Source organism: Buttiauxella warmboldiae (genome assembly GCF_003818135.1).
In the GTDB taxonomy this organism is placed as follows: domain Bacteria; phylum Pseudomonadota; class Gammaproteobacteria; order Enterobacterales; family Enterobacteriaceae; genus Buttiauxella; species Buttiauxella warmboldiae.
Genome location: NZ_RPOH01000001.1, coordinates 1 through 25,428 on the forward strand (window position 1 = coordinate 1; position 25,428 = coordinate 25,428).

The window sequence follows — 25,428 nt, forward strand, 5'->3', positions numbered from 1 at the left end:
ATCAATGCGCCACAAAGAAGGAAAAACCACGCTTTTCCTTCTTTGTCAGCAATCCCAGACCCTTTTCGATTAACGCAGCTGGGAGGCAACCAGCGGCCAGCGGGTGTCAAAATCGCCGGTAGGTAGATAGCGGAACTCACTGCGCACAAAGCGCGATAACGTCCCCTCACAGAAGGCCAGAAGCTGGCTTGCCAGTAATGACTCATCGGTACTGAACCCTTCGCCTTCACGCATCTTCTTTTCGCGCATAACCTGTCGCAACTGCACTTCGATACGTTCAAAGAGCTGATTGATGCGATCCTGCAGGCGATCTTGTTCAAACATCAACGCGTGACCGGTGAGAATGCGGGTGAGGCCTGGATTGCGCTCACCAAAACCCAGAATCAACAGAACAATCAGGCGTAAACGGGCGTGTGTATCTTTCTCATCTTTCAAAATGAGATTGATGCGGGTAATCAGGCTGTCTTCAATAAATTCGATAAGGCTGTCGAACATTTTCGTTTTGCTGGGAAAGTGTCGATACAGCGCAGCTTCGGAAACGCCAACCGTCGCCGCGAGCTTGGCGGTGGTGATGCGTTGGCTTCCATCACTGGATTCAAGCATTTGGGCCAGAGACTGAAGTATTTCCTCGCGACGATTCCGTTTCGCGGTTTGTTTTTCTGCCATGTTCTAAAATACCCCTGAAATAAAGCACTTGTCAGGCAAGTAGCCACGCAGCGCTCGCAAACTTAACGTTTGCGGTTTGTTCACATTTTTTACGCTGCGGGGTTACGTCTAAGAAATGAAGTTACTGGCGCCCTGAATGACCGAAGCCACCTTCGCCACGGTCGCTTGAATCGAAATCTTCCACCAGATTGAATTCGGCCTGCACCACGGGGACAAATACCATTTGGGCAATGCGTTCGCCGGGTTCGATAGTGAAGCAATCTTGTCCGCGGTTCCACACGGAAACCATTAACTGACCCTGGTAATCGGAGTCTATCAGACCAACGAGGTTACCTAACACTACGCCATGCTTATGGCCAAGTCCTGAACGAGGCAGAATAACCGCTGCCAGAGAGGGATCGGCGATATGTATAGCCAGTCCGGTTGGTATCAGCTTGGTGACACCAGGTGCAAGCTCTATGGCCTCATCCAGACAGGCACGCAGGTCAAGACCCGCCGAGCCGGAAGTTGCATAAGTCGGCAGCGGGAACTGTTGGCCAACGCGGGGGTCCAGAATCTTAACGTCGATTTTTTTCATCATAACGGGTCACTATCTCATTCAGTAAAAGATGGCCAAGGAGTTCTTTACGCTCAAGCGGTAAGACTTTATCTCCTTCCTGCCAGAAAAGGTGCAGTGCATTGTTGTCGCTGTTAAACCCCTGGCCCGTTTGTGAGACATCGTTCGCACAAATCAGATCGAGATTTTTACTGATACGTTTTTTACGGGCGTATTCTTCCACATTATTTGTTTCGGCGGCAAACCCAACAACGTAAGGACGATGAGTTAACCGCGCGGCGACCCCGGCGACAATATCGGGGTTTTTTATCATTTTTATAGTGATTTCATCGCCTTGTTTTTTGATTTTTTCCTCAGCTACCGTAGCGGCTCGATAGTCTGCCACCGCCGCGCAGCCAATGAAAATGTGCTGCTGCTGGACATGTTGCTGAACCGCCGCCTCCATTTCCAGAGCCGTAGTGACATCAATACGTTTAACCCCCGCAGGAGCTGGCAACGAAACAGGGCCAGAAATTAACGTTACGTTTGCCCCGCGTGCCGCCGCCGCCGCCGCAATCGCATAACCCATTTTCCCCGAGCTATCGTTAGTGATGTAACGAACCGGATCCAAGCGTTCGCGCGTAGGGCCTGCGGTAATCATGACATTAAGATGTTGCAGATCTTTAATGACAGTAAAATGTTGCGCGGTCCTCTCCACAATCGTCAGGGGATCAAGCATACGGCCAGGGCCAACATCACCACAGGCCTGACTGCCGCTGTCCGGACCCCAGATCAATAAGCCGCGTGCGCCGAGAACGTCAAGATTATGTTGGGTTGCCGTTGCCCGATACATCTGCTGGTTCATGGCAGGTACGACAGCAACCGGGGACGGCGTGGCCAGACAAATGGTGCTTACCAGGTCGTTCGCCATCCCGGTGGTAATACGGGCGATTAAATCGGCGGTAGCAGGAGCCAGGATAACTAAATCGGCCCATTTCCCTAATTCGATATGCCCCATCGCCGCTTCTGCTGCGGGATCTAACAAGCTGTCTGACACTGGGTAACCTGACACGGCTTGTAAACTCAGCGGCGTAATAAAGGCTTTGGCGGCCTCCGTCATGGCTACCCGAACCTCAGCCCCGCGTTCTCGCAGACGGCGCACCAGTTCTGGTGTTTTATAGGCAGCGATACCGCCGCTCACGCCCAGAACAATTTTTTTGCCAGCAAGCCCCATCATGATTTTCCACCAGAAGTCACAGTTATCTGGCTATTTTACCACACTCATTCGTGATCGACTTTTTGTCGTTTGCGAGGCCTGCCGCAGGCTCAATATCTGCCTGTCGTTTGCGCTTGCCGGGTTGTGCACAATGAATGATGACGAAGCGCAAGGAGGTTCTGATGAAGAAGAGGATTGAGTTCAATCGAGCGAGTATGCCGCGCGAAAAGCTGCTGAAATTTGGCGCCAGCTCATTATCGGATGTGGAATTACTGGCGATTTTTTTACGTACCGGTGGCCAGAATATGAATGTATTAGTGTTTGCACAAAGCCTGCTGCAACAGTTTGGTTCATTAAGCCGGCTGCTGTCGGCTGACTACTCGCAGTTTAAAAATGTGAAGGGGATTGGCGACGCAAAATACTCGCAGTTGAACGCTATTGCTGAGCTGGCAAGGCGTTACTACTATTCGCGTGGCGTTGAAGAGCTGGCTCTCATGGGGCCTGATGCCGTCAGGGAATTTATTCACAGCCAGCTGACGACCGTAGAACGCGAGATCTTTATGGTGATTTTTCTCGATAACCAGCACCGGGTGATTAAACATTGCCCGATGTTTTCGGGAACATTGAACCATGTAGAGGTGCATCCAAGAGAAATTGTGCGTGAAGCGATGAAATCCAATGCAGCGGCGTTAATACTCGCGCATAATCACCCGTCTGGTCGAGCCGAACCGAGCAAAGCCGATCGCGTGATTACCGAGCGCATCGTAAAAGCTTGCCTGTTTATGGATATCCGCGTGCTCGATCACCTTGTTATTGGCCGTGGAGAGTACGTTTCTTTTGCCGAACGTGGGTGGATTTAGACCGAATTGCGCGATCCTTAGGGATCTTTGTCTGTTCGGGACTTGAGCACATGCGTTATGCAGCGTATACTACGCCACCTTTGAGAATCTCGGGTTTTGGCATTATGCGCCTGGCACTGTGGTTCACATTGAACCGCCAGGGACCAGGCTTGCGGCCTGACGAGGCGCCATAACCCTATACGAAGCTCGAGCTAATTTGATTTTTGGAGAATAGACATGTCCCGAGTCTGCCAAGTTACTGGCAAGCGTCCGGTGACCGGTAATAACCGTTCCCACGCAATGAACGCGACCAAACGCCGTTTCCTGCCGAACCTGCACTCTCACCGTTTTTGGGTTGAGAGCGAGAAGCGTTTTGTCACACTGCGTGTATCTGCTAAAGGTATGCGTGTAATTGATAAGAAGGGTATCGAAACGGTCCTGGCCGATATGCGTACCCGTGGCGAGAAGTACTAAGAGGAATTAAGTCATGGCTAAAGGTGTTCGCGAGAAGATCAAGCTGGTTTCTTCTGCTGGTACTGGTCACTTCTATACCACTACGAAGAACAAGCGTACTAAGCCGGAAAAACTGGAACTGAAAAAGTTCGATCCAGTTGTCCGTCAACACGTACTGTACAAAGAAGCTAAAATTAAATAATTTTAGTGACTTTGATGAAAAACCTCGCTTAGGCGGGGTTTTTTTGTTTTAGGCCGGGAGTGGGAGGAGAGATGCCTGAGTTACCTGAAGTAGAAACCAGCCGTCGTGGTATTGAGCCGCATCTGGTCGGCGAAACTATCCTGCATGCTGTTGTGCGCAACGGCCGGTTGCGCTGGCCTGTCTCTGATGAAATCCATGCTCTGAGTGATAAACCCGTTTTAAGCGTGCAGCGCCGCGCTAAATATCTGCTGCTCGAACTTCCCGATGGCTGGATTATCATCCACCTCGGTATGTCCGGTAGCCTGCGCATTCTTCCTGAAGATTATCCGGCGGAAAAACACGACCACGTTGATTTGGTGATGAGCAACGGTAAAGTATTGCGTTACACCGATCCGCGTCGCTTTGGTGCCTGGCTGTGGGCAAAAGAGCTGGCAGGCAGCAATGTGCTGGCACATCTTGGTCCGGAGCCTTTGAGCGAGGCGTTTTCGGCTGATTATTTGCGTGAAAAATCCGCGAAAAAGAAAACCGCGATTAAGCCCTGGCTGATGGATAACAAGCTGGTGGTGGGCGTCGGTAATATTTATGCCAGCGAATCGCTATTTGCGGCCGGTATTCATCCCGATCGCTCCGCTCAGTCACTCTCGCAAACGGAGTGTGAATTGCTGGTTAAAACCATCAAAGCGGTTCTGCTACGATCCATTGAGCAAGGCGGCACAACGCTGAAGGACTTTCTGCAATCAGATGGTAAACCGGGGTATTTTGCTCAGGAGCTTCAGGTTTATGGACGGGCAGGCGAGCCTTGCCGGGTTTGTGGTGCGCCAGTTGTTATCAGCAAGCATGGGCAACGCAGCACGTTTTACTGCCGCCATTGCCAGCATTGAGTTTTATTGTTCCGCTTCCTGCTTGAGCTTATCCAGTAAGGCTTTGCATACCGGTTCAGGCAGGAAGTGCGCCACATCGCCATGATGGCGGGCAACTTCTTTCACCAGCGACGAAGAGACAAAAGACCACTCTTTCGACGGCATCAGGAACACGCTTTCCAGCTCCGGCATTAAGTGGCGGTTCATATGGGCCAGCTGCATCTCATACTCAAAATCTGCCGCGGTGCGTAAGCCCCTGACCAGAACGTTAGCCTGTTGAGCGTTGGCAAAATTCGCCATCAAATCGCTGAATCCAACCACCTCAATATTAGGCAAATGAGCTGTCACAGCTTGTGCGAGCTGCACCCTCTCTTCCAGCGTGAACAGGGTTTTTTTATGCGGGCTATTTGCAATCGCCAGAATCAGGGTGTCGAACATCATCGCTGCGCGCGTCACGATGTCCAGATGACCGTTAGTCATAGGATCGAAAGTTCCTGGATAGATTGCTCGGGTGGTCATAAAGGTTTGGTTTCCGTATAGCCTTGATTCAGTGCCCAAAGTTCAGCGTACTTGTTAAACGTATACTGTGCGTTGACCACAGCCAGCAGCCAGCCCTGTTTCCCATCAAGAAAACCGGCACGTAATAGCAGCGTTTTACAAAATGCGCCAACCGTATGACCGAAAATGCCCGCCATAGAGACTCGCTTGCCACGCTGGTGGCGTTCTTGCGCCCAGGCTGTCGCATAATTTAACTGTTTGCGCTGGAAGCTTGCGAAGTCGCGACAGGTTAAATGAAGTAGATCCCCCTGAAGCGGGATCACTCTTGCCCCTGCGGCATCGAGAGATTCATGAACCTGATTGTCATTATAGCGATAGCGCGAGCGGGCATAGAGGCGAGTCACACGATCCGGATACCAGCCGCTATGGCGCATAAAACGGCCAAGGAACAGGTTGCGACGCGCGATACTGTAAACAGCATCAGCCTGAGGGTTTTCTAACACCGATTTAAGCATGCTTGCCAGCTCTGGTGTGACGCGCTCATCGGTATCGATCATCAAAATATAATCGTGGCTGGCGTAGCTCTGTGCGAGCTGACGTTGTTTGCCAAAACCCTGCCAGTCTTCATTAATGAAAACTTTCGCACCTGCCTGAAGGGCTATCTCGACGGTAGAATCGGTACTTCCGGAATCCAGCAACACCACCTCATCTGCCCATGAGACTGACGCCAGGCATTCTGGCAATACGTCTGCTGCATTTTTAGCGATCATCACGACGGACAAACGGTTGGCCATTAATGACTCCGCTGCGGAAGGTACGGTTGCAGTAATTGTAGCAAGCGTTGTAGTGCGCCCTGATTCTGATGCAGCACTTCTACGGCATGACGGCCATAGTACAGGCGATAATCTTCATCGGTTAGCAGGGTTGTTATCTCGTTAACCAGCGAGCCGGCATCCGTAACGGTAATCAGCCCATCTGCATTCTGTAATCTGGCGCATATGTCTTTGAAGTTGAAGGTGTGTGGCCCCATTAAAACGGGAATAGCGTGCGCGGAAGGCTCCAGTGGATTATGGCCCCCACGTTCCACCAGGCTGCCGCCCACAAAGGCGAGGTCGGCAATGCCGTATAACATCATCAGCTCGCCCATAGTATCGCCAATTACGACCTGGGTACTGCTGGAGGGCTTTTCGCCACTGCTGCGCATGATGTAACTGAAACCACCTTTCCGAGCCATATCCCGTGCGTCTTTAAAGCGCTCAGGATGGCGTGGGACCAGAATTAACAGTAAATCAGGGAATGTGGCCAGCAGCTGGCGGTGAGCATCCAGAATAATGCTCTCTTCGCCGTCGTGAGTGCTGGTGGCAATCCACACTTTGCGATGCGGCGCCCACTGACGGCGCAGTGTTATTGCACGGGCAGCGAGTTCTGGAGTCACGGAGATATCAAATTTCAGGCTGCCGGTAACCGTCAATTGCGAGCGTTTCAGACCCAGTTCGATGAAACGGCTGCCGTCTTCTTCATTTTGTGCAGCAATCAGCGTGATTTTACTCAGCAAGCGCTGGGTAAAACGACCCAGCTTCTTATAGCCTTTTGCCGAGCGGGCTGAAAGGCGAGCGTTAGCAATCACCAACGGGATTTTACGTTGATATAACTCGTTGATCATATTGGGCCACAATTCGGTTTCCATCACGATAACCAGTTTAGGGCGCACGGTATTAAAGAAGCGTTTCATGGCGCAAGGGAGATCGTAGGGCAAATAGACGTGATGCACGTTTTGCCCAAAAGCCGATTCAGCGCGTTCCGATCCTGTTGGCGTCATGGTGGTGACGGTAATCGGAATGGTTGGGTAGCGATGGCGCAGGGCGCGAACTAACGGAATGGCCGCCAGCGTCTCGCCTACGGAAACTGAATGCAGAAGAATACCTCCGGGCTCCACTTTTCCACGGCAATAGCCGTAGCGTTCCGCCCAGCGTTTACGGTACGCAGGAGCTTTGCGGCTACGGAGTAACAGTCGCAGCCATACAAACGGCTGAATAAGGTAGAACAGAGCGGTATACAACGATTCCAAGCGAATTTTCCGTATTTTCATTAGCGGCGGGCAAATTCTAAGCATTCAGGAGGCGTAAAGCTATTGTTTTGGTGATATTCAGGAAATCTCAGTTGCCCATCATTTTGTTGAATGATGGCATTGTGGCAATGCAGCATTCAATGGCGACAAAAACATCATTTATTGGGATTGTTACAATGCCTTTTTCTTCATCTTTTGCTTTGATAATAAAGTGTTTTTCTTGATCCTGCAGAGGGTTTACACCGTCTACGTGCATTTGAGTTGCTAATAAACCAATAACTGGAGTTCTGGTAGCTATTGCCACATGATAAGGCCCTGTATCTCCGACAACCAGGCAGGCAAATGAAGCAACGTTTTCAACTAATTGCTTAAGATTAGTTTTCCCTGCTAAATTTGTAACCTGATGAAAATCCCCTTCCAGCCCATCAATGATTTTTTTATTTAGATCTTGTTCTCCTGGCCCACCGATTAAGCGAATCTCAATAGCAGGGTATTTTGCCATGATGTGCTGGATTAACTGCGTGAAATTTTGAGCAGGCCAACAGCGTTCTTGAGATGAAGCGCCTGCATGAATACCGATAATACACTGCTGCGTTTTCTCTACCGTAAACGGGATAGGAATAAACATCTCAAGGGAGGGTGTTTTTATTCCCACCGACTCAAGAAGCTCTGTTTTTTGGCGAATCAAATGTAGATTTCCTTTAATTCGATTGTCGTAATGTGCAGAAAGAAAGTTGTCCAAATAAAAACGATCACGTCCAAGATAATCATTATAGTAAACATCTTTTAGGATTATTGGTGAACGTGCCATTGATGCGGTAACAATATCGTATGGTGAACGTGAATGTAGGAGAAAGGTTGCATCAATACAGTGTTTACGAAGTATTTTGACAAGGCTCACAACACCATTCGCTTTACCATTCCAGTATAAAACCTCATTGAATATCTCACTATCTTCCGCCAGCAATTTATTACGTTGATTCATAACCAGAATAATTTTTGCTTCAGGCCAACGCATTTTGATTGCTCGTATGGCTGGAGTATTGATTAAAAAATCACCAAGTGCGGTGGTGGAAAATATCGCGATATTTTTTAAATTATCACTATCAGCAAATTGAGTGATTTTTTGGACACGATAGCCAGTCAGCTTCCACAAATGAAGAAAAATACCTGCAATGACTTGTTTTGTTAGTTTACTCATACTGATCCGCAATTAGTTAGTCGTAATGCAATGAATGATAGCCTAAGGGTAATAAATACCAAGTCTACGTGTAACCTGGTCTATCAGGCAACGTAGCAGAGGAGCCTGTGTATTACGCCATATCAAAGAACAGAGATCACAGTCGAAAAAATGGATCTCGCAGTTATACATTGTAGTGACAACCCTTAATGGGAGGTATTTTCATACAGTATATGTAAGTCAATCAATTTATTGGATTATTTTTATATAATTGGCGATATTGCGCACAGATTTCTTGTACGCTGAAGCGCTGGAGTGAGCCTTGCGTTATCTCTGGTGGGTTATCATAAATGCTTTGCATGGCCTGAGCCAGGGCATGACTATTTAGGTTACACAGCCCCCGAGCCAGCGGGCCTGTCATAATTTCGGCCGGACCACCGGGGCAGCAAGTGCTGACAACAGGGGTACCTAGTAACAATGCTTCGACTAATACGTTGCCAAATCCTTCGCTATCTGAACTCACAACCAACAGACGAGCATTTTTTATCCAGGCCCAGGGGTTTGCCTGAAACCCTTTGAAAATGACTCGGTCACCTATGTTTAGCTCTGCTGCAAGCGATCGAAGTCTGTTTTCTTGTTCAGGTTTACCTTGCCCTAGCAGCACAAGGGGTGCTTGAATATCACTGTCTGCGTAGGCCTTAATAAGACGGTCGTGGCGTTTACTGGGATGAAAGCGCCCAACGTGAATAATATAATCTTGGCCCGCCATATCGCAGGGGGCTTGCGCGTTTTGAAGGATCGCGGAGAAATCAAAAGGATTATAAATGGTTCTTAGCTGGGCTGGTTGAACGGTAAATTCATTAACCAGATCTCGACCAACTGCATCTGAAACAGTAACAATGTTTCGCTGTTGATAAATGCGTTTAATTTTTTGTTGTTTTAGCCAGCGGCTGAAACCTGTGCGATGCCCTAGATAAGACGAAGAAAAAACGCCATGCAGACAGAACCAAAGGTTACGGTGCTTCATTGTTTTACTTCGTGCCACAATACGATCTGTTTTGTGCAAATTTGATAATACTAAATCGAATGGGGCACTTTTTTCTGCTTCATTTACCGCCCTATCAAGTTGCGCCGCGCGACGCGAAAGTTCAGTCAGTTTGCGCCAGGGAGCACGACACTGGTCTTTGATAACCTGATAATCCAACCCGTCAGGCAATGGGTAGTGGCAAACATCACGTAAGGAAAAGAGTGATACGCTATCGCCTTCGCGAATAAAATTCTCGGCAAGTGTTAACACTACCTTTTCCGCACCTCCACCGGGTAACCCATCAATAATAAAAAGGATTTTCATTTTTACCCCATGATCTGTTGGTAAAGGGAAATGAGCTGCGTCGAAAGGGTTGCTGATGTAAAGGGCATAATGCGTTCTCGGGCATGCAGTCCTTCAGAAGAGCCCAGTGCTCTTGCGGGCAGAGCCATTATTGCCTGTTGTAGCGCAGAGATATCAAGAGAGTCACAGACATATCCGTTTTGGCCATTAGTGATGAACTCTGCACCACCGCAGCGTGTAGAAGTAATGACGGGAAGGCCACAGGCCATTGCTTCAAGAATAACATTTGGGAAGGGATCGTAGATCGTTGGCAATAATAACCCATCGGCCATTTGATAGAAAGGCAGCGTTTCCTGCTGCATACCGAAGAAATGGATACGATCTTCGCAGTATAACGTTCGAGCCAGGGCCTGATAGCTCTTCTGATCTTTATCTTTTCCTACAACGATGAGATGCCGGTTCGTTGGTGCTATTGCCTTGATAGCAGCAGCCAGTCCTTTGCGTTCAAACCCCGATCCGACAAACACAAAACAGCTTGCCTCTGGTGGTATCTGCCACTTTTGTCGTAGAGTGAACAATTGTGCGGCTGTTGGTGGGAAAAATCGTTGGTTATCCACCGCATTATATATCACCGTGATTTTTTTTGTGGGTACGCCGAAAGTTTCGATTATCTCCTTTTTTACCATTTCGGCATTACAAATCACGGCCTTAAGCTCTGGTGAGTTGTACATCTCCTTTTCGGCGTTCATGACGTAGCGATGGTAGCGATCGCTCGACAGCATCTTTCCTTTCCAGCTCGGTAGAATACGGCGGCGCTGTTCGAGCCAACAGCTGTGAACACCGTCTCCCGCGCGATATATGTCGCAACCAGCAATGCGTTCGTGGCTTTGGACCAAATCGAATTTCTGTTCTTGCCAAAGCATTCTTGCTGCCCGCGCAAAACCGTGCTCGCGGCTAATTCTTCCCCATTTTAGAGGGTCGCAAATATGAATATTCCATTCAGGTTTAACTGGGCCTTGCCATTGGCGAGTAATAACATTGAGTTCGAGGTCATGTGCGTCCAGTGCCTCTAATGCTCGAGACACGAAGCGCTCAGCCCCTCCATCGGGACGGTATTTTTGTCTTACCAGTGCTAAGCGGTATTTTTTCATGCAAGTAACCTTCTGGCAGCATCGATGACCGTATCGGTAGGGATCAAATCCAGATAACGTTCATTGGTATTAGTATCAATGTCATCAGGGGCGGGAAGTGGACCAAAGTCACCAGCCCAGATAACCTCACCTTGTGCTTGCCAAGGATGCCAGAACACTAGCTTCGATGGTCCAAATAAGGCTATTAGTGGTGTCTGAAGTGCCGCTGATATGTGCATTGGAACGGAATCCACGCCGATGAAAAGGCGAGCATGATCGATAAGCGCCGCGAGCTGCGGGAGAGTAAGTTTGCCTGCCAGAGATGTAATATCAGGGGTTGAACAGCCGGAGATAATAGTATCTACCATCTCGCATTCTTTGGTATCTGGGCCAGATGTAAGGATCACATGTAATCCCATCCCTGACAGAGCATCGATAACTTCGCTCATTTTCTCTTCACGCCAACATTTAAAAAACCAGCGTGAAGTTGGCTGAACCACAACGTATTTTTTTTGTATTTTTTCGGGAATCAGGCTCTGGCATTGGCTCCAATCTGCTTCGGTATAGTTCATGGTCGTGGGCGTACCATAGGCATGAATGCCCAGAGGTGTTAATGCAGAAAGATTTTGTTCAACAGTATGCTTCGTCGAATGATCCAGGGTAGAAACGAGATATGTATGGCAGAGTCGCCAGAATGGGTGTTTTCTTTTGGGGAAAGCAAAACCAATACGTGTAGATGCACCGGTTAATATCGTTACGATTGCACTGCGCCATTGATCGGCCAGATTCACCACAAGATCGTAACGCTGCTGTTGTAAACGATATAGCAGTTTCCATTCTTGACCCAGGTGATACCTCGCCCCCTGTTTTTTCCAACGACGATCGATGCCATAAATTTGATGAATCTCCGGATTAGCCGCGAGTATTTCCCGGGTTTCTTCATACAGGAGCACATCAATACGGGCCTCGGGGTAGCGTTGTTTTAGCTCCGTTATTAGAGGGGTTATCAATAGCATATCACCATGATGGCGTAATTTAATAACCAGAATTCGGGAGGGCTTTATCTGTGCTAAAGAAGGTTCGTTAAAGGTCATACTTAGCTCATCGCCGGAGTTTTAGCTCCTGATTTTAGGGGATCGGATGGATTGAGAGAAGAGTTGTCTTGCTCTAACATGGCATGATGTAAAAAGGTTGAGGTAATTTCTGATGGCAAAGCCAGCATTTCTCATAACTATCGACACTGAAGGCGATAATCTTTGGCAAAAGCACGACTGTATTACGACGGAAAATGCGCGTTATCTCCCACGATTTCAGGCGTTATGTGAGAAATATGGATTCAAGCCGGTTTATCTGACCAATTATGAGATGGTTGTTGATCCTTTTTACATTGAATTTGCCAGAGATGTAATTGCGAGAAATACTGCAGAAGTCGGCATGCATTTACATGCATGGAACAGTCCGCCACTTTCTACGCTGACAGATGACGACTGGCTGCATAAGCCGTATCTGATTGAATACCCGGATAAGGTTATGAAAGAGAAAGTCAGTTTTATGACGCAATTGTTGGAAGATACTTTCCAGAAGAAAATGGTCAGCCATCGTGCTGGTCGTTGGGCGTTTGATGAACGTTATGCCGCATTACTTCTTGAAGAAGGCTACCTGGTCGATTGTTCCGTCACGCCTAGAGTAGACTGGCGTGGTGCAAAGGGTGTACCTGCCGGTAAGGGAGGTACCAATTATCGAGATTTTCCGACCCATGCTTACTTTATGGACATTAATGACATCGGTCGTGAGGGCAACTCACCGTTGCTTCAAGTTCCGATGAGTATTCAGTACAAGCATTCGGCACTAATGAACAAAATAAAACAGGGTTACGATAAACTCAGAGGTAAATCTCGTTCTCCATCAGTGCATTGGCTACGCCCAATGGGTGGAAACATTACCTCTATGCAGCGTGTGGTTGAGCAAGTTTTGTCTAGCGGGAGTGATTACGTGGAATACATGCTTCACTCGTCGGAATATATGCCGGGCGGAAGCCCGACGTTTAAGACAGACAAAGATATCGAACAGCTATATTGTGAACTGGAAGAGCTATTCGCATGGCTACAACCTCGCGTGCGTGGGATGACACTTGCCGAGTATTACCAGGAAAAAGTCACCACATCTTTCAATGTCTAATTTGGTTTTCCGCGAATAGCAACGCACTAATAACTTGTAATATATAATTATCTTCATAAAAATCTTCGATAGCGTGTTGAATCTCTTCTCCTGGCGGAAGAGATTTTCCATCGACGATATCCTGAAGCAATGAAACCAGCTGTTCGGGTTTATCCAGGGGGTACAAATTACCGTTGATACCTTTCTTGATAATATCAGCCGGGCCGGTTTTGCAGTCAGAACTCACTGCGTAAACTCCATTTGCACTGGCTTCTGCCAGTACCATGCCAAAACCCTCAAAGTGGGATGTCATGACCAGGCAAGTCACACTGCGAAAATGCTCGCGAATAAACTGCCATGGCTGGGTTTGCCAACCATGCCAGTGAATGTTATTGGCGATACCAAGCCGTAGTGCTAGCTCTTGTAATTGAGAGTTATCTTGTCCGCTACCGACAATTTCCAACTGCCACTCACCTTGCACCTGCGCCAGGGCTTCAAACAGCCCCCGCATATTTTTCTGTCCATCGGCGATTACTCGGCCGACGTACAGAAAGCTGCATCCGGTTTGCGGTCTAGGTATGACGCCTGCAACGCGGGATACCGGATTAAAAATAGTTGCAATACGGTCGTTCCTGACACCCATTTTATTCAATTGTTGGCTTATCTCCGTGCTGATAGAAAGATGATAATCCGCGTACAGAACATATTTAGCTTTGTATAGGTTATGGGTTGAAAAATGTAGCCAGGAGTAAATAACCGGTTTATGTGATGTACATTTTCTTGCAACATTGCTGATGAAGCAGGAAAGGGTATCGAGTGCCAGAATAAGGTCTGGTCTTTCTTTCCGGATAATTTTACGCAGTGAGTTAGCGAAACAGAGTCGACGTATTTTTGTGTTTTTTACTGATGAGATAATACGTTGCCTACGATCGTTTTTGAGCCAGTCATCATTGACTGGATTGTTTCCTTCTTTAATAAATACAAATGAAATATCAATATTTGATTTTTGGGTCCGTAGGAGGTTGACTAGTTTTTGACATACAGTCTCCATTCCCCCTAAGCCACTCAGTTCATAACCAATGATAATAATTTTATTTATGTTCATATTAAGATCCATATTCTGACGATGACGAGTAAATGTCACCGCCAGTTTCATATGCTGTAGCGTAAAAACTAGCGCCGATCATTTCCAGTAAGTGGACTCGATGGCAAGCTTTGAATATTTAGGAAAGTCATCGCTGTCAGAATTGAAATTACATAGGTCAACGTCCCCTCCCGGCTGAAAAATATTACATCACTTAGTCCATAGATCATCATGCTTAAGGTGATCACAAACAAAGCTGGGTTGCGATTTTTCCATGAGCACCAAATGAGGGATGCATATAGCATCAATACAGCAATAACGCCGACAACGCCTCTGAGAGAAAAGTTATCTATCAGTTCATTATGCATATGAACATTTAAGAAAGTGTCAGCACCAGTCAGGGCAACATTCTTTTTCGTTATTTCTTGTATTTCACTACCTCGGCGCTCTGCGGACTGTCCTAGGGGTGCCTGTAAACCCGCCTGGAAACCTGCATCTACCATGGCAAAGCGTGCACCAACAGAGGTCTTACTGTTTTGAGCCTGAAATACAGATATATCATAAATGAGAGCATTGATTCTTTGTTGTAGGGGTTGTTTAAAAATAAATCCAATGGCAATACAGAGAGCGATAAAACATCCTATCAGCTTTATCAAATGGGTTTTGTTGACTTCTCTATGGGTAAAGGACAGGACGAGACATAGAACAGGATAGCTGATAATAGCTGCGCGGGTTCCGGAAAAAACAATTGCACTAAAACTGAAGCAAATTGCCAGTACAAATAATGCGTATCTTTTCCAGCCATGGTGGTTAAGAACAGCATGGAGCATCAAAATATCAAGGACCGTAAGAACATAGGCTGCCATAGTCGCACGGTCAAAACTGAGTTCAATTCTTGCGAGATGTAACTGGTTATATTGATAGATAGCATATAAGTTTGCAGCGAGACCACCAATGATAAACACCAAATCTAGTAAAAATGGCTTGCTGTGAGGTTTAGCATTGGAGTAGATGAAGGTCAGGATACCAAACATGAGTAAGATACGCCCAGAGGTTCCATAACCGTTATATACATCATGAAAGGGGCTTTCTTGTTTGAAAAACATTGCCCAGACAATAAAACTTAATGCCAGGAAGAGAATGGAAAAGGTTAGTGATTTATTGCGAAAAGGACGTAAAAATTGGCTGTGGAACACTATCGCCAAAATAATAGTTAAATATCCCATTGCGTAGAAAATTTTTCGTGCATGGACTGAGTCAAAAACCAAGTAATATTGTGAGCCCAACATGCAAAAAAGAGCAATAAACAGCAGTTGGTTGAAAGTTTTACCTTTATCTAATTGCTTTAAATTAAGCATCGACGATACCTGAAATTTTATTATTGAACTCTTGTACGAAATCTTTGTAATCAAAATGAGTAGAGACATATTCAAATGCATTACTTCGATAACGCAGATATTCACTCTCATTGTTAGCTATTTTTTGCACAGCATCCGCTGTTGCTTCATGCGACATCAGCATTGGTGGAACAAGTTTATTTTGTTGCGGAGAATATATTTTATACGGAAAGTTGATATCAACATTCGTTAACGCCTGATGTTCCTCTGGCGTTACATTCGGTAGGACACCGACTCCGCAGACGCCGTCTTTAACAACTTCAGGTTGGCCATCAATGTATGGGAACACAACAGGTATTCCGTAGAACAATGCTTCCATACATGAAAGCCCAAAGGGCTCCGTTACCGGGGTGCTTAGATAAATATGTATACGGTTGAAAAAACCGCTTAAGTCGGCCTGAAATCCGAGAAAATTAACGCGATCTGTAATATTCAAACGTTGTGCCAAATCTCGAAATTTTTCTTCATCGGGCCCTTTTCCTGCAATATCCAGCACTGCGTCGATGCCACGTTTAGTGAGCGTTTGTAGCGTCAGTAACGCCACGCTAATACCTTTTAATCCTACAAGTCTAGCTGCAACGCCAAGGCGTAAAGGTGAGTTCAGGGTTTTTTGACCGTAAAAGATATTTTGCGGGGGCAGGATACGATTGATCACTGTTTGCATTGGGCACTTCAGATCAAATCGTAGTTCCATCACTCGGCGTGAAGCATGTGAGGCAGAGATACAGCCATTTAGAAGAGAAAAAAAGTCAAGCGTTTTCACGTTATGAGGATAGCGCCATGAGCATCCGTGATCGTAATAAATCACATCACCCCTCGAGGGTTTACCAACAAAACCAGGAACCAAATCCCAGACAATAATAGCATCCGCTTTTGCCAGCCATACTTTACTTTGCAAGGCGTATTTGCGCAAAAATGAAGGGTATTTTACTGGTAAATTGTTTAACATTCGATTAACGAAAGTCACCTTTTTATTGATAAGATTACACGCTATTTCAGGACCTATTTGGTTACTGATGCAGAAAATTTCATCTTCAGATGCTGTTATGTGATGGATGTACTGTAGAAATAATCGTTCAACCCCACCCATTTTCTCCAGGTTGATTATATGAATCTTGCGCATTAAAAGTCTCCGGCAATAAACGATGCCACGCGAGTAGGTTCAATATCTTTCATCATGCCAGAGGGTGAAAGAAGAATATGTTGATTTTTTCCGTAGCCGCCAATCAAGCCAGGATCTGTTGGGCCGTAAAGGGTAATATTTGATTTGTTTAATGCTGCTGATAGGTGGCTTAAGCCAGTATCGACTGAGATAATATAGGCAGCACTGGCTAATTGGTTTGCAATATTTTCCAGACTCATCCGCGGTAGAACTTCAACATACTCAAGTCCATGAGCTAAACGTTGTGCGCGCTGTTTTTCATGCTCAGCCCCCCAAGGGAGACGTACCCGTAATCCAGTATGTTGCATTAGCCCAATAAGTTCACGCCAGTGAGTTTCAGGCCAATGTTTATCATCGCGCGTAGTAGCATGAAGGAATACTACATACGGTGTGCTGTCGCAGGAAGCCTGTACGGGGAGGAAGTGGCTGGCAATGGAATAGTCTCCTTGCTGAACAGGTTTTTTGTATCCCAAACTTTTAGCAAATAACTCCCGCGTACGCTCCACCGCATGTTGCTGCTTTGCGATGGAATGCCGACAGTTGTAGAACAAGCTGGCTAGTGGCTCACGAGCGCTGCTCCAGTCCATACCATGCTTAATTCCGCAAGCTTTTCGCGTCACTAATGCAGCACTTTTAATAAGGCCCTGCGCATCAATAATGAGATCGTAATTTTCAGCTCTTAATGCCTGATAAAACGCTTTGCGCTCGGCTTTTACCGGTGCTGAAAACCAGCTTTTACGCCAGCGGCGAATCGCAACGGGAAGCACTTTATCAACAGCCGGGTGCCAGGATGGAATTTGCGCAAAACCTTCTTCCACTACCCAGTCAAAGCGGATACCAGGAATAGCCTGCATTGCATCCGTTAGCGCGGGCAAGGTATGCAGGACATCACCCATTGATGATGTTTTAACGATCAATACCCGCATGACGCTTCCTTCTCAGCCAGCAGCAGAGCGCTCAGCTCATCCATAACGCGCTCGGGCGTAATATCAATCAGGCTTTGGTGATAGCCTTCCGCCCCATCCCCTTTGCGCACTTTATGGTAGCCGCTGATCAAGCGAATAACTCGTGCTTTGTGGGAAAGCGGCGGGGTAAAGTCCGGGCTGCTTGGGCCATACAGCGCAACCAGTGGGCGATTTAACGCGGCGGCAATGTGCATCAAACCTGAATCATTGCTCACTACAGCCTGGCATGCAGCAAGTAAAATCACGGCTTGCTCAAGTTCAGTATCACCCGCCAGGTTGCGGCAATGAGCCTGCTGCTGGGTGGTTAATGCTGCGACAATATCGTTCCCGGCTTCTTTGTCTTTCGCTGAGCCAAACAACACAACCTGGTAGCCTTCATCAATGAGCTTAGCGGCAAGGGTTGCGTAGTGATAATGCGGCCAGCGTTTAGCCGGGCCGAATTCAGCGCCAGGGCAAAAACCAATTATCGGGCGCTGTGCATTAAGACTAAAGGCGCTACACGCCTGAACCTTTTCCCCTTCGTTAACCTGTAGCTGAGGCCACAGTAACGGTTGTGGGAGGTCTTTTGCCGAGTGCATTGCACCTTTTTCATAGGCCAAAGCGATATAACGTTCAACCATTAATGGCCAGGCCTGCTTATCCAGAACGCGCACATCGTTGAGTAATCCGTAGCGCATTTCGCCGCGCCAGCCGGTACGCTGTGGGATAGTGGCAAAGAAAGGAACCAGCGCCGATTTAAATGAGTTTGGCAGCACGTAGGCCCGATCGTAACGCTGCTCGCGCAAAGCGTGCCCAAGACGGCGGCGCTCGCCAATCTCCAGGGCTCCATGCCCAAGAGGCATGGCCAGCGCCTCGTTAACTTCCGGCATACGTGACAGCAATGGACGGCACCAGGCCGGGGCCATCACATCAATGATTGCCTGGGGATAGCGCGCCTTGAGCGTGCGATAGAGACTTTGCGACATCATCATGTCGCCCACCCATGACGGGCCAATCACCAGTATTTTCATGCGTCAGGCTACCTGCTTATGCGTCACGGTTCAGCCAGGCCATATATTCTGTCACGCCTTCGGCGACAGTTTTAAATGGCTTGTCGTAGCCCGCAGCACGCAGGTTGGTCAAATCGGCCTGAGTAAATGCCTGATAGCGGCCTTTGAGCTTTTCCGGGAACGGAATGTACTCAATGCTGCCTTTTTTATGGAATGCCAGGGCTGCGTCAGCAACGGCCTGGAAGGATTCCGCACGACCGGTACCGCAGTTATAAATACCGGAGACACCGTTCTGCCAGAACCACAGGTTAACCGCTGCAACATCACCCACGTAAATGAAGTCGCGCTTAAAGCTATCGCTGCCTGCAAACAGTTTTGGATTTTCGCCGTTGTTCAACTGGGTGTTCAGATGGAACGCAACGCTCGCCATGCTGCCTTTGTGGCCTTCGCGTGGCCCGTAGACGTTGAAGTAACGGAAACCGGTAATCTGGGAGTTAGCTTCAGGCAGGATCTGGCGTACATATTCGTCGAACAGGAATTTGGAGTAGCCGTAAACGTTTAGCGGCTGCTCGTATTCGCGAGACTCGATGAAGTCGCTATTGCGGCCGCCGTAGGTCGCAGCGGAAGAGGCATACAGGAACGGAATTTCATGTTCCAGGCAGTAATGCAGCACTTCTTTGGAGTACTGATAGTTATTATCCATCATGTACTTGCCGTCCCACTCGGTAGTGGAGGAACAGGCGCCTTCATGGAAGATGGCTTCAATATCGCCGAACTCTTCCCCCGCCATAATCTGGATTAAGAAGTCTTCTTTATCCATGTAGTCGGCAATGTTCAAATCCACGAGGTTGGCGAACTTGGTGCCATCCTTCAGGTTATCCACCACCAGGATATCCGTAAGGCCGATATCATTCAGGGATTTAATGATGTTGCTGCCAATAAAGCCAGCACCGCCGGTGACAATAATCATAAGCGAAAACCTTAAAAAAGAGGGCCGTAAGGCACGATACCTCACGCGCTAATGGCTCTTATCATACCATTACATTCGTGGACCCGCCTAATCAGAGGAAGTTTCTCTGTCTCGTGATTTATGCTGCAAATTTCAATTTCATTGAAGCGTCATCTCGTCTCCAGGCCATGGTTTGGGTAATATGTGCCGAAATTAGCCATGCCTGGAGAATCGCAATGCGCGGAGATTTTTACCAACAGTTAACAGCCCAACTTGAAACCGCTCGCGCGGAAGGGTTGTTTAAAGAAGAACGTATTATTACTTCTGCTCAGCAGGCAGATATTACCGTCGCTGACGGCAGCCATGTCATTAACTTCTGCGCCAATAACTACCTCGGTCTTGCAAACCACCCTGAGCTTATCAATGCTGCAAAACAGGGCATGGACAAACACGGTTTTGGGATGGCTTCCGTGCGTTTCATCTGTGGTACCCAGGACAGTCATAAAGAGCTGGAAGGCAAACTGGCAGGCTTCCTTGGTATGGAAGACGCCATTCTTTATTCTTCCTGCTTTGATGCCAACGGCGGCCTGTTCGAAACGCTGCTTGGCCCGGAAGATGCGATTATCTCCGATGCCCTGAATCACGCCTCCATTATCGATGGCGTACGCCTGTGTAAAGCACAGCGCTATCGCTACGCAAATAACGATATGCAGGAGCTCGAAGCTCGCCTGAAAGAGGCGCGTGCCGCCGGCGCTCGTCATATCATGATCGCCACCGATGGCGTGTTCTCAATGGATGGCGTGATTGCCAACCTGAATGGCGTTTGCGATCTGGCTGATAAGTATGACGCACTGGTGATGGTTGATGATTCTCATGCGGTAGGTTTCGTGGGTGAGAATGGTCGCGGTACGCATGAATATTGCGCTGTGATGGATCGTGTCGACATCATTACCGGTACGTTAGGCAAAGCGCTTGGTGGTGCTTCCGGCGGCTACACCGCTGGTCGTAAAGAAGTGATTGAGTGGCTGCGCCAGCGCTCGCGCCCGTATCTGTTCTCTAACTCTCTGGCTCCGGCTATCGTTTCTGCATCGATCAAAGTTCTGGAAATGCTGGAAACCGGCGCTGATATTCGTGCTCGTCTGTGGGCTAACGCGAGTTTGTTCCGCGAGAAAATGTCCGCCGCTGGCTTTACCCTGGCGGGTGCAGATCACGCCATCATCCCTGTGATGTTAGGTGAAGCGGTTGTGGCACAGAACTTTGCGCGTGAACTGCAAAAAGAAGGCATTTATGTCACTGGGTTCTTCTTCCCGGTAGTACCAAAAGGGCAGGCGCGCATTCGTACGCAGATGTCTGCGGCTCACACGGCTGAGCAAATTGAACGTGCGGTTGACGCATTTACGCGTATCGGTAAACAGTTGGGCGTTATCGCCTGAGGGAGCGGTCATGAAAGCATTAGCGAAACTGAAAGCAGAAGAAGGCATCTGGATGACGGATGCACCCACGCCTGAAATGGGTCATAACGATCTGCTGATCAAAATCCGTAAAACCGCGATCTGCGGCACCGATGTGCACATTTATAACTGGGACGAATGGTCACAGAAGACTATCCCGGTGCCGATGGTCGTTGGTCACGAGTATGTCGGTGAAGTTGTCGGTATCGGCCAGGAAGTCAAAGGTTTTAAAATTGGCGATCGCGTCTCCGGTGAAGGTCATATTACCTGTGGTCATTGCCGTAACTGCCGTGCGGGCCGCACTCATTTGTGCCGCAATACGACTGGCGTTGGTGTTAACCGTCCGGGCTGTTTCGCAGAGTATTTAGTGTTGCCTGCGTTTAATGCTTTCAAAATCCCTGACAATATCTCAGATGACCTGGCTTCTATCTTCGACCCGTTTGGCAATGCTGTGCATACCGCACTGTCGTTTGACCTGGTCGGTGAAGATGTTCTGGTTTCAGGTGCTGGTCCAATTGGTATTATGGCGGCAGCCGTGGCGAAACATGTCGGCGCGCGTAATGTCGTGATCACCGATGTGAATGAATACCGCCTTGAGCTGGCACGTAAAATGGGTGTTACCCGTGCGGTTAATGTTAGCCAGGAAAACCTGACGGATGTGATGAAAGATCTGGGCATGACCGAAGGTTTTGATGTAGGCCTGGAAATGTCGGGCGCACCGCCAGCATTCCGTACCATGCTTGATACCATGAACCACGGTGGTCGTATTGCGATGCTGGGTATTCCGCCGTCAGATATGTCTATCGACTGGACCAAAGTCATCTTCAAGGGCTTGTTCATCAAAGGGATTTACGGGCGTGAAATGTTCGAAACCTGGTACAAAATGGCGGCGCTGATTCAGTCTGGCCTGGATCTGTCACCGATTATCACTCACCGTTTTGCTATCGATGATTTCCAGCAAGGGTTTGATGCCATGCGTTCCGGGCAGTCCGGCAAAGTTATTTTAAGCTGGGATTAATAAAAAGGGCCCAAATTCTGCTTTTGGGCCTTTTTTTTCTTACTTTTTTAGTATTGTATTGATTCTTTGTGTTCGCTAAAAGGTTGAAAATGAGCCATCCGCAGATAGCAGTGAGCGTTATTATTCCGGTTTATAATGGTGAAGAAAACATTCGTCATCTTGTTGAATGCGTTCTTGCGGAAACGCGTGTGAAGTTAGAACTTATTGTTATTAATGATGGTTCAACGGACAACACGCGCGCGATACTTAATTCAATTCAGGATGAAAGGTTGGTTGTTATTGAACAGGCCAATGGTGGTGTTTCGGCTGCGCGCAATACTGGACTCGCCGTATGCCGTGGAAAATGGCTAATTCTCTTAGACGCCGATGATATTATTTCGCCAGATATGATTGTTAACCGCTACACCAGAGCAGAACAACATAATTGTGATGTTCTGGTGTGTAATGGATGGTGTGGGGGCCCCGGGGATAATCTTACTGGAGCCGAAGTTCATAAACATCAGATCTATAATCGTACTATTTCTGGTTTTGAATGGATTAAACACGCTGTCAGCATACGAGAATGGCCGCATTATGTTTGGTTGCAAATGATAAATTCGGAATATATTAAAGAAAATAAGGTTAAGTTTCATAAGGATATTAGTCATGAAGATATTTTGTGGTGTACGGAATTGGCTTTGGCTAACGGGCGGTTTTATTTTTCGCCAGAAGCAGATTATTACTATTTAAAAAATACCTCTTCTGTTACCAATCACGACCGTTATTATGACCCTCGTGCTTACAGTTATATTGATATTATCAAGAAATTAATCCACTACGCGCGTTTACCAAAATATGCAGCTGTGAGTCGCCCACTGTATATCCATGCGTTAAGGGAAACCGGACACTTTTCAGGCCTCTACCGCAAAAAGATTAAAGATCGACCGGCAGTACGAAAAGCATTCCATGAAAATATTCACTTCACCGATCTGGCAAAAGGGATCTGCGGAATTCATGAAGCCTGGTTTTTGCTCCGACTGTGGCTAAGGCTACGTTAAAATGCCAGGCGTAGCTGGCGTTTTATCAGCTTTTCCGGGGCGTTGAATTCCAGCCCTGCCACTGGTGCTGCATATATTTCAACAGCTGGCTCTGGCCGATGCTGTCACTTAATACCGTAAAGAACGTGGTTGCGTAGACCGGTTGCAAAGGGTGCTTCGGCTTGCAGAGGCTTACGCCTTTGAATGGGTTACGTGGTTGCTCTACGGATTTGCCAGGCACGACAGGTTGCGGTCTTGAAGTGTCAATCTGTGGTTCGTTGAGCAAGCTGCTCGGGCGCACCAGAGTAATATCCGCAGGCAGGTTATATACCATCTGTTGTAGCACTCGCACCGTTGTTGGATGGGGATGTCCGATGGCAATGGCCGAGCCATTTCGGCGCGCCAGGTCGACTGCCCGATTAAACTGTAAGCGGATATCGGCTTCGTTTTGCGTATCGTCGAGGAAAACTTTGCGCTTAATCACTTTGACGCTGGTACCGGCTGCCGCGCGCATCGACTGGCTGTTGCCGATTGTCATGCTATCGAGAAAATAAAGATTATATTGCCCCAGCGCCTGCATAACCTTCTGCATGCCAAACAGGCTGGATGTCATCGCACTACCCATGTGGTTATTGAGGCCCACGGCATAGGGAACATCATTTACCGCTTCGCGGATAATGCGTTCAATTTCACCACTGCTCATCTCCGGGCGCAGGGTATCTTTTTCCAGCGGCTGTTTGCTGAGCGGTGCCATCGGTAAATGGATAAGCACTTCATGCCCGGCATTATGTGCTTTGGTTGCCATGGCGCGCGCGTGGGGAGCGTTGGGTAAAACAGCTACGGAAATGTTAGCCGGCAGGGCGATAATCAGGTTTTCTTGTGCGGGACGATAACCGAAGTCATCTATCACAATGGCCAGTTTTCCGGCAAAAACGGGAGATGCCAGCAGGAGTGTGCTGACCAAAGAGAAAAACACACGACGGATTTGAAGCAAAACTTATCTTCCCAACCACGGTTGTGGATTGACGGCCTGGCCCTGGCGACGAATTTCGAAATAGAGTGACGGGCGGCCCTGGCCCCCACTGTTGCCCACCAGCGCAATCGCCTGGCCGGCGCGAACCTGTGTACCCACATTTACCAAAGCGCTTTGGTTGTAACCGTACAAACTCATATCACCTTTGCCATGCTCCACCACCACCACCAGGCCGTAGCCCTGTAGCCAGTCGGCAAGGATCACGCGTCCATCAGCAATGGCTTTAACTTCAGTGCCTTCACCTGCGGCGATAACAATCCCTTTCCAACGTAGCTCACCCTGGAGCTGCTCGCCATAACGATGCAGGATTGAACCACGAACCGGCCAGAACGCTTGTCCGCGCGGTGACCCCAGGCCACCAGTACGCGACATCAGCGAGCGTTCGTTTTCCGTTGGTTTATAGGTCTTGCCTTTGCTGGTGGCTTCTTTCTGGCGATTTCGGACCTGCTCAGCTTCACGCGCTTCTTTTTCGGCACGTGCTTTCGCCGCCGCTTCGGCGCGGGCAATTTGTCCCTGGAGGCGGGCCTGGTTTTGACGCATTTCGCTCAGCTTTTGCTGATCTTGCTGCAAAGAGGATTCGAGAGTGGCGAGTGTTTTCCTGCGCTCGTTACGCGCGCTTTCCAGCCTGGTTTGCTGGGCCTGTTGTTCGTAGAGAAGCGTCTGTTGCTCAGTTTGCTTTGCTTCCAGGCTCTCTTTTTGCTCGGCTACTTCAGCTTTAGTTTGCCTGAGGTTGGCGATCGTTTCCTGACGCGCCGCGTTCAGATAACCAAAATATGCCTGCAGGCGTTGCCCACGCAGGCTTTCTTCGCCGCTTAAAATCAGCTGAATACCGGTGTGCTGGCCCTGACGAAATGATGCATCAAGCTGAGCGGCCAGGTTACGTTCCTGTGAAGCCTGCTGTCTTTGCAGTTTCTCAAGCGAAGCATTCATGGCGTCGATTTGGCGGTTGAGTTCAGCAAGTGTATTTTGCGTCTCGCGCAGCTTGCGGCTGGCTTCGGCAATGGCTTTTTCTTGCGCCTGGAGCTGGGCGAGCAGTGCCGAACGCTGCTGCTGTTGCTGACGTACCGCACGCTCTTTGGTGGCGATATCCTGCTGGATAGACTTCAACTGAGCGCGATCGTCGGCATGGCCGATCGTGGGGCATAGCAATACGCCAGCGCTTAGCACGCTGGCGTAAATCATAGGCCTGACGGCCCATGTAATTGAAAAAATCGCCTTTCCCCTCATGGG

General features: G+C 48.3%; 26 protein-coding genes. 8 read left to right on the forward strand and 18 right to left on the reverse strand.

Annotated features, from left to right (window positions below; all coding sequences use genetic code 11):
- Positions 1–69: 69 nt before the first annotated feature.
- From slmA to coaBC, 3 genes are all read right to left on the reverse strand, one after another.
- A complete protein-coding gene (slmA, locus tag EHN07_RS00005) occupies positions 70–666 on the reverse strand; it encodes a nucleoid occlusion factor SlmA (RefSeq protein WP_124022186.1) in 597 nt (198 codons plus the stop codon).
- Positions 667–787: 121 nt separating this feature from the next.
- Positions 788–1,246 (reverse strand): dUTP diphosphatase, encoded by a 459-nt coding sequence (gene dut, locus EHN07_RS00010; RefSeq protein ID WP_167467250.1) that lies wholly within the window; start codon positions 1,244–1,246, stop codon positions 788–790.
- Complete coding sequence (gene coaBC / locus EHN07_RS00015; RefSeq protein ID WP_124022251.1) at positions 1,224–2,435, reverse strand: bifunctional phosphopantothenoylcysteine decarboxylase/phosphopantothenate--cysteine ligase CoaBC; 1,212 nt, start codon at positions 2,433–2,435, stop codon at positions 1,224–1,226. Before coaBC ends, dut begins: the two co-directional genes overlap by 23 nt.
- Positions 2,436–2,599: 164 nt before the next feature.
- Between coaBC and radC the strand changes: the two genes are divergently transcribed.
- The 4 genes from radC to mutM all read left to right on the forward strand — a co-directional run bounded on the left by radC (position 2,600) and on the right by mutM (position 4,792).
- Complete coding sequence (gene radC, locus EHN07_RS00020; protein WP_208646960.1) at positions 2,600–3,277, forward strand: RadC family protein; 678 nt, start codon at positions 2,600–2,602, stop codon at positions 3,275–3,277.
- Between the two features lie 216 nt (positions 3,278–3,493).
- Positions 3,494–3,730 carry a 50S ribosomal protein L28 gene (gene rpmB, locus EHN07_RS00025; protein WP_034461465.1) on the forward strand — a complete coding sequence of 79 codons (237 nt, stop codon included), beginning with the start codon at positions 3,494–3,496 and terminating at the stop codon, positions 3,728–3,730.
- Positions 3,731–3,743: 13 nt separating this feature from the next.
- On the forward strand, positions 3,744–3,911 hold the full coding sequence (rpmG, locus tag EHN07_RS00030; RefSeq protein ID WP_002208990.1) for a 50S ribosomal protein L33: 168 nt from the start codon (positions 3,744–3,746) through the stop codon (positions 3,909–3,911).
- A gap of 71 nt (positions 3,912–3,982) precedes the next feature.
- Positions 3,983–4,792 (forward strand): bifunctional DNA-formamidopyrimidine glycosylase/DNA-(apurinic or apyrimidinic site) lyase, encoded by an 810-nt coding sequence (gene mutM / locus EHN07_RS00035; protein ID WP_124022187.1) that lies wholly within the window; start codon positions 3,983–3,985, stop codon positions 4,790–4,792.
- Between the two features lie 3 nt (positions 4,793–4,795).
- Here mutM and coaD read toward each other — a convergent pair whose 3' ends face one another.
- The 7 genes from coaD to rfaQ form a co-directional block, all read right to left on the reverse strand.
- Positions 4,796–5,290, reverse strand: a complete 495-nt coding sequence (gene coaD, locus EHN07_RS00040; RefSeq protein ID WP_124022188.1) for a pantetheine-phosphate adenylyltransferase — start codon at positions 5,288–5,290, stop codon at positions 4,796–4,798.
- Entirely contained in the window at positions 5,287–6,063 is a 777-nt protein-coding gene (locus EHN07_RS00045; protein ID WP_124022189.1) for a glycosyltransferase family 2 protein, read from the reverse strand. The genes coaD and EHN07_RS00045 overlap by 4 nt, the downstream gene beginning before the upstream one ends.
- On the reverse strand, positions 6,063–7,337 hold the full coding sequence (gene waaA, locus EHN07_RS00050) for a lipid IV(A) 3-deoxy-D-manno-octulosonic acid transferase (RefSeq protein ID WP_124022190.1): 1,275 nt from the start codon (positions 7,335–7,337) through the stop codon (positions 6,063–6,065). Before waaA ends, EHN07_RS00045 begins: the two co-directional genes overlap by 1 nt.
- An 88-nt stretch (positions 7,338–7,425) precedes the next feature.
- A complete protein-coding gene (locus EHN07_RS00055; RefSeq protein WP_124022191.1) occupies positions 7,426–8,538 on the reverse strand; it encodes a glycosyltransferase family 9 protein in 1,113 nt (370 codons plus the stop codon).
- A 223-nt stretch (positions 8,539–8,761) separates the two neighbouring features.
- Entirely contained in the window at positions 8,762–9,868 is a 1,107-nt protein-coding gene (locus EHN07_RS00060) for a glycosyltransferase (RefSeq protein ID WP_124022192.1), read from the reverse strand.
- A 2-nt stretch (positions 9,869–9,870) separates the two neighbouring features.
- On the reverse strand, positions 9,871–10,998 hold the full coding sequence (locus tag EHN07_RS00065) for a glycosyltransferase family 4 protein (protein ID WP_124022193.1): 1,128 nt from the start codon (positions 10,996–10,998) through the stop codon (positions 9,871–9,873).
- A complete protein-coding gene (rfaQ, locus tag EHN07_RS00070; protein WP_124022194.1) occupies positions 10,995–12,071 on the reverse strand; it encodes a putative lipopolysaccharide heptosyltransferase III in 1,077 nt (358 codons plus the stop codon). Before rfaQ ends, EHN07_RS00065 begins: the two co-directional genes overlap by 4 nt.
- Positions 12,072–12,183: 112 nt before the next feature.
- Between rfaQ and EHN07_RS00075 the strand changes: the two genes are divergently transcribed.
- Positions 12,184–13,155, forward strand: coding sequence for a polysaccharide deacetylase family protein (locus EHN07_RS00075; protein ID WP_124022195.1), 972 nt, complete (start codon positions 12,184–12,186; stop codon positions 13,153–13,155).
- Here the strand turns inward: EHN07_RS00075 and EHN07_RS00080 are convergent.
- Genes EHN07_RS00080 through rfaD form a run of 6 tightly spaced genes read right to left on the reverse strand, consistent with a single transcriptional unit; the run spans position 13,145 to position 19,701 of the window.
- Positions 13,145–14,290 carry a glycosyltransferase gene (locus tag EHN07_RS00080; protein ID WP_244202329.1) on the reverse strand — a complete coding sequence of 382 codons (1,146 nt, stop codon included), beginning with the start codon at positions 14,288–14,290 and terminating at the stop codon, positions 13,145–13,147. The two genes, EHN07_RS00075 and EHN07_RS00080, sit on opposite strands and share 11 nt — an antisense overlap.
- 17 nt (positions 14,291–14,307) lie before the next feature.
- Positions 14,308–15,576 (reverse strand): O-antigen ligase family protein, encoded by a 1,269-nt coding sequence (locus tag EHN07_RS00085; RefSeq protein ID WP_244202330.1) that lies wholly within the window; start codon positions 15,574–15,576, stop codon positions 14,308–14,310.
- Positions 15,569–16,738, reverse strand: a complete 1,170-nt coding sequence (locus tag EHN07_RS00090; RefSeq protein WP_124022196.1) for a glycosyltransferase — start codon at positions 16,736–16,738, stop codon at positions 15,569–15,571. Before EHN07_RS00090 ends, EHN07_RS00085 begins: the two co-directional genes overlap by 8 nt.
- Positions 16,738–17,703 (reverse strand): lipopolysaccharide heptosyltransferase RfaC, encoded by a 966-nt coding sequence (gene rfaC / locus EHN07_RS00095; RefSeq protein ID WP_124022197.1) that lies wholly within the window; start codon positions 17,701–17,703, stop codon positions 16,738–16,740. Before rfaC ends, EHN07_RS00090 begins: the two co-directional genes overlap by 1 nt.
- Positions 17,691–18,752, reverse strand: coding sequence for an ADP-heptose--LPS heptosyltransferase RfaF (gene rfaF, locus EHN07_RS00100; protein ID WP_124022198.1), 1,062 nt, complete (start codon positions 18,750–18,752; stop codon positions 17,691–17,693). The genes rfaC and rfaF overlap by 13 nt, the downstream gene beginning before the upstream one ends.
- Before the next feature lie 16 nt (positions 18,753–18,768).
- The gene (gene rfaD / locus EHN07_RS00105) at positions 18,769–19,701 is read right to left on the reverse strand and encodes an ADP-glyceromanno-heptose 6-epimerase (protein WP_124022199.1); all 933 of its coding nucleotides are present in this window, start codon (positions 19,699–19,701) and stop codon (positions 18,769–18,771) included.
- A 215-nt stretch (positions 19,702–19,916) separates the two neighbouring features.
- Here rfaD and kbl point away from each other — a divergent pair, with 215 nt between their 5' ends.
- From kbl to EHN07_RS00120, 3 genes are all read left to right on the forward strand, one after another.
- Entirely contained in the window at positions 19,917–21,113 is a 1,197-nt protein-coding gene (kbl, locus tag EHN07_RS00110; RefSeq protein ID WP_124022200.1) for a glycine C-acetyltransferase, read from the forward strand.
- A gap of 10 nt (positions 21,114–21,123) precedes the next feature.
- The gene (tdh, locus tag EHN07_RS00115) at positions 21,124–22,149 is read left to right on the forward strand and encodes an L-threonine 3-dehydrogenase (RefSeq protein ID WP_124022201.1); all 1,026 of its coding nucleotides are present in this window, start codon (positions 21,124–21,126) and stop codon (positions 22,147–22,149) included.
- Between the two features lie 89 nt (positions 22,150–22,238).
- Positions 22,239–23,186, forward strand: coding sequence for a glycosyltransferase (locus EHN07_RS00120; RefSeq protein ID WP_124022202.1), 948 nt, complete (start codon positions 22,239–22,241; stop codon positions 23,184–23,186).
- Between the two features lie 25 nt (positions 23,187–23,211).
- On the opposite strand, the gene EHN07_RS00125 is transcribed toward EHN07_RS00120, so the two are convergent.
- Together EHN07_RS00125 and envC are read right to left on the reverse strand one after the other, a co-directional pair.
- On the reverse strand, positions 23,212–24,159 hold the full coding sequence (locus EHN07_RS00125; protein ID WP_124022203.1) for a divergent polysaccharide deacetylase family protein: 948 nt from the start codon (positions 24,157–24,159) through the stop codon (positions 23,212–23,214).
- A 3-nt stretch (positions 24,160–24,162) separates the two neighbouring features.
- A complete protein-coding gene (gene envC / locus EHN07_RS00130) occupies positions 24,163–25,425 on the reverse strand; it encodes a murein hydrolase activator EnvC (protein ID WP_124022204.1) in 1,263 nt (420 codons plus the stop codon).
- Positions 25,426–25,428: the final 3 nt, after the last annotated feature.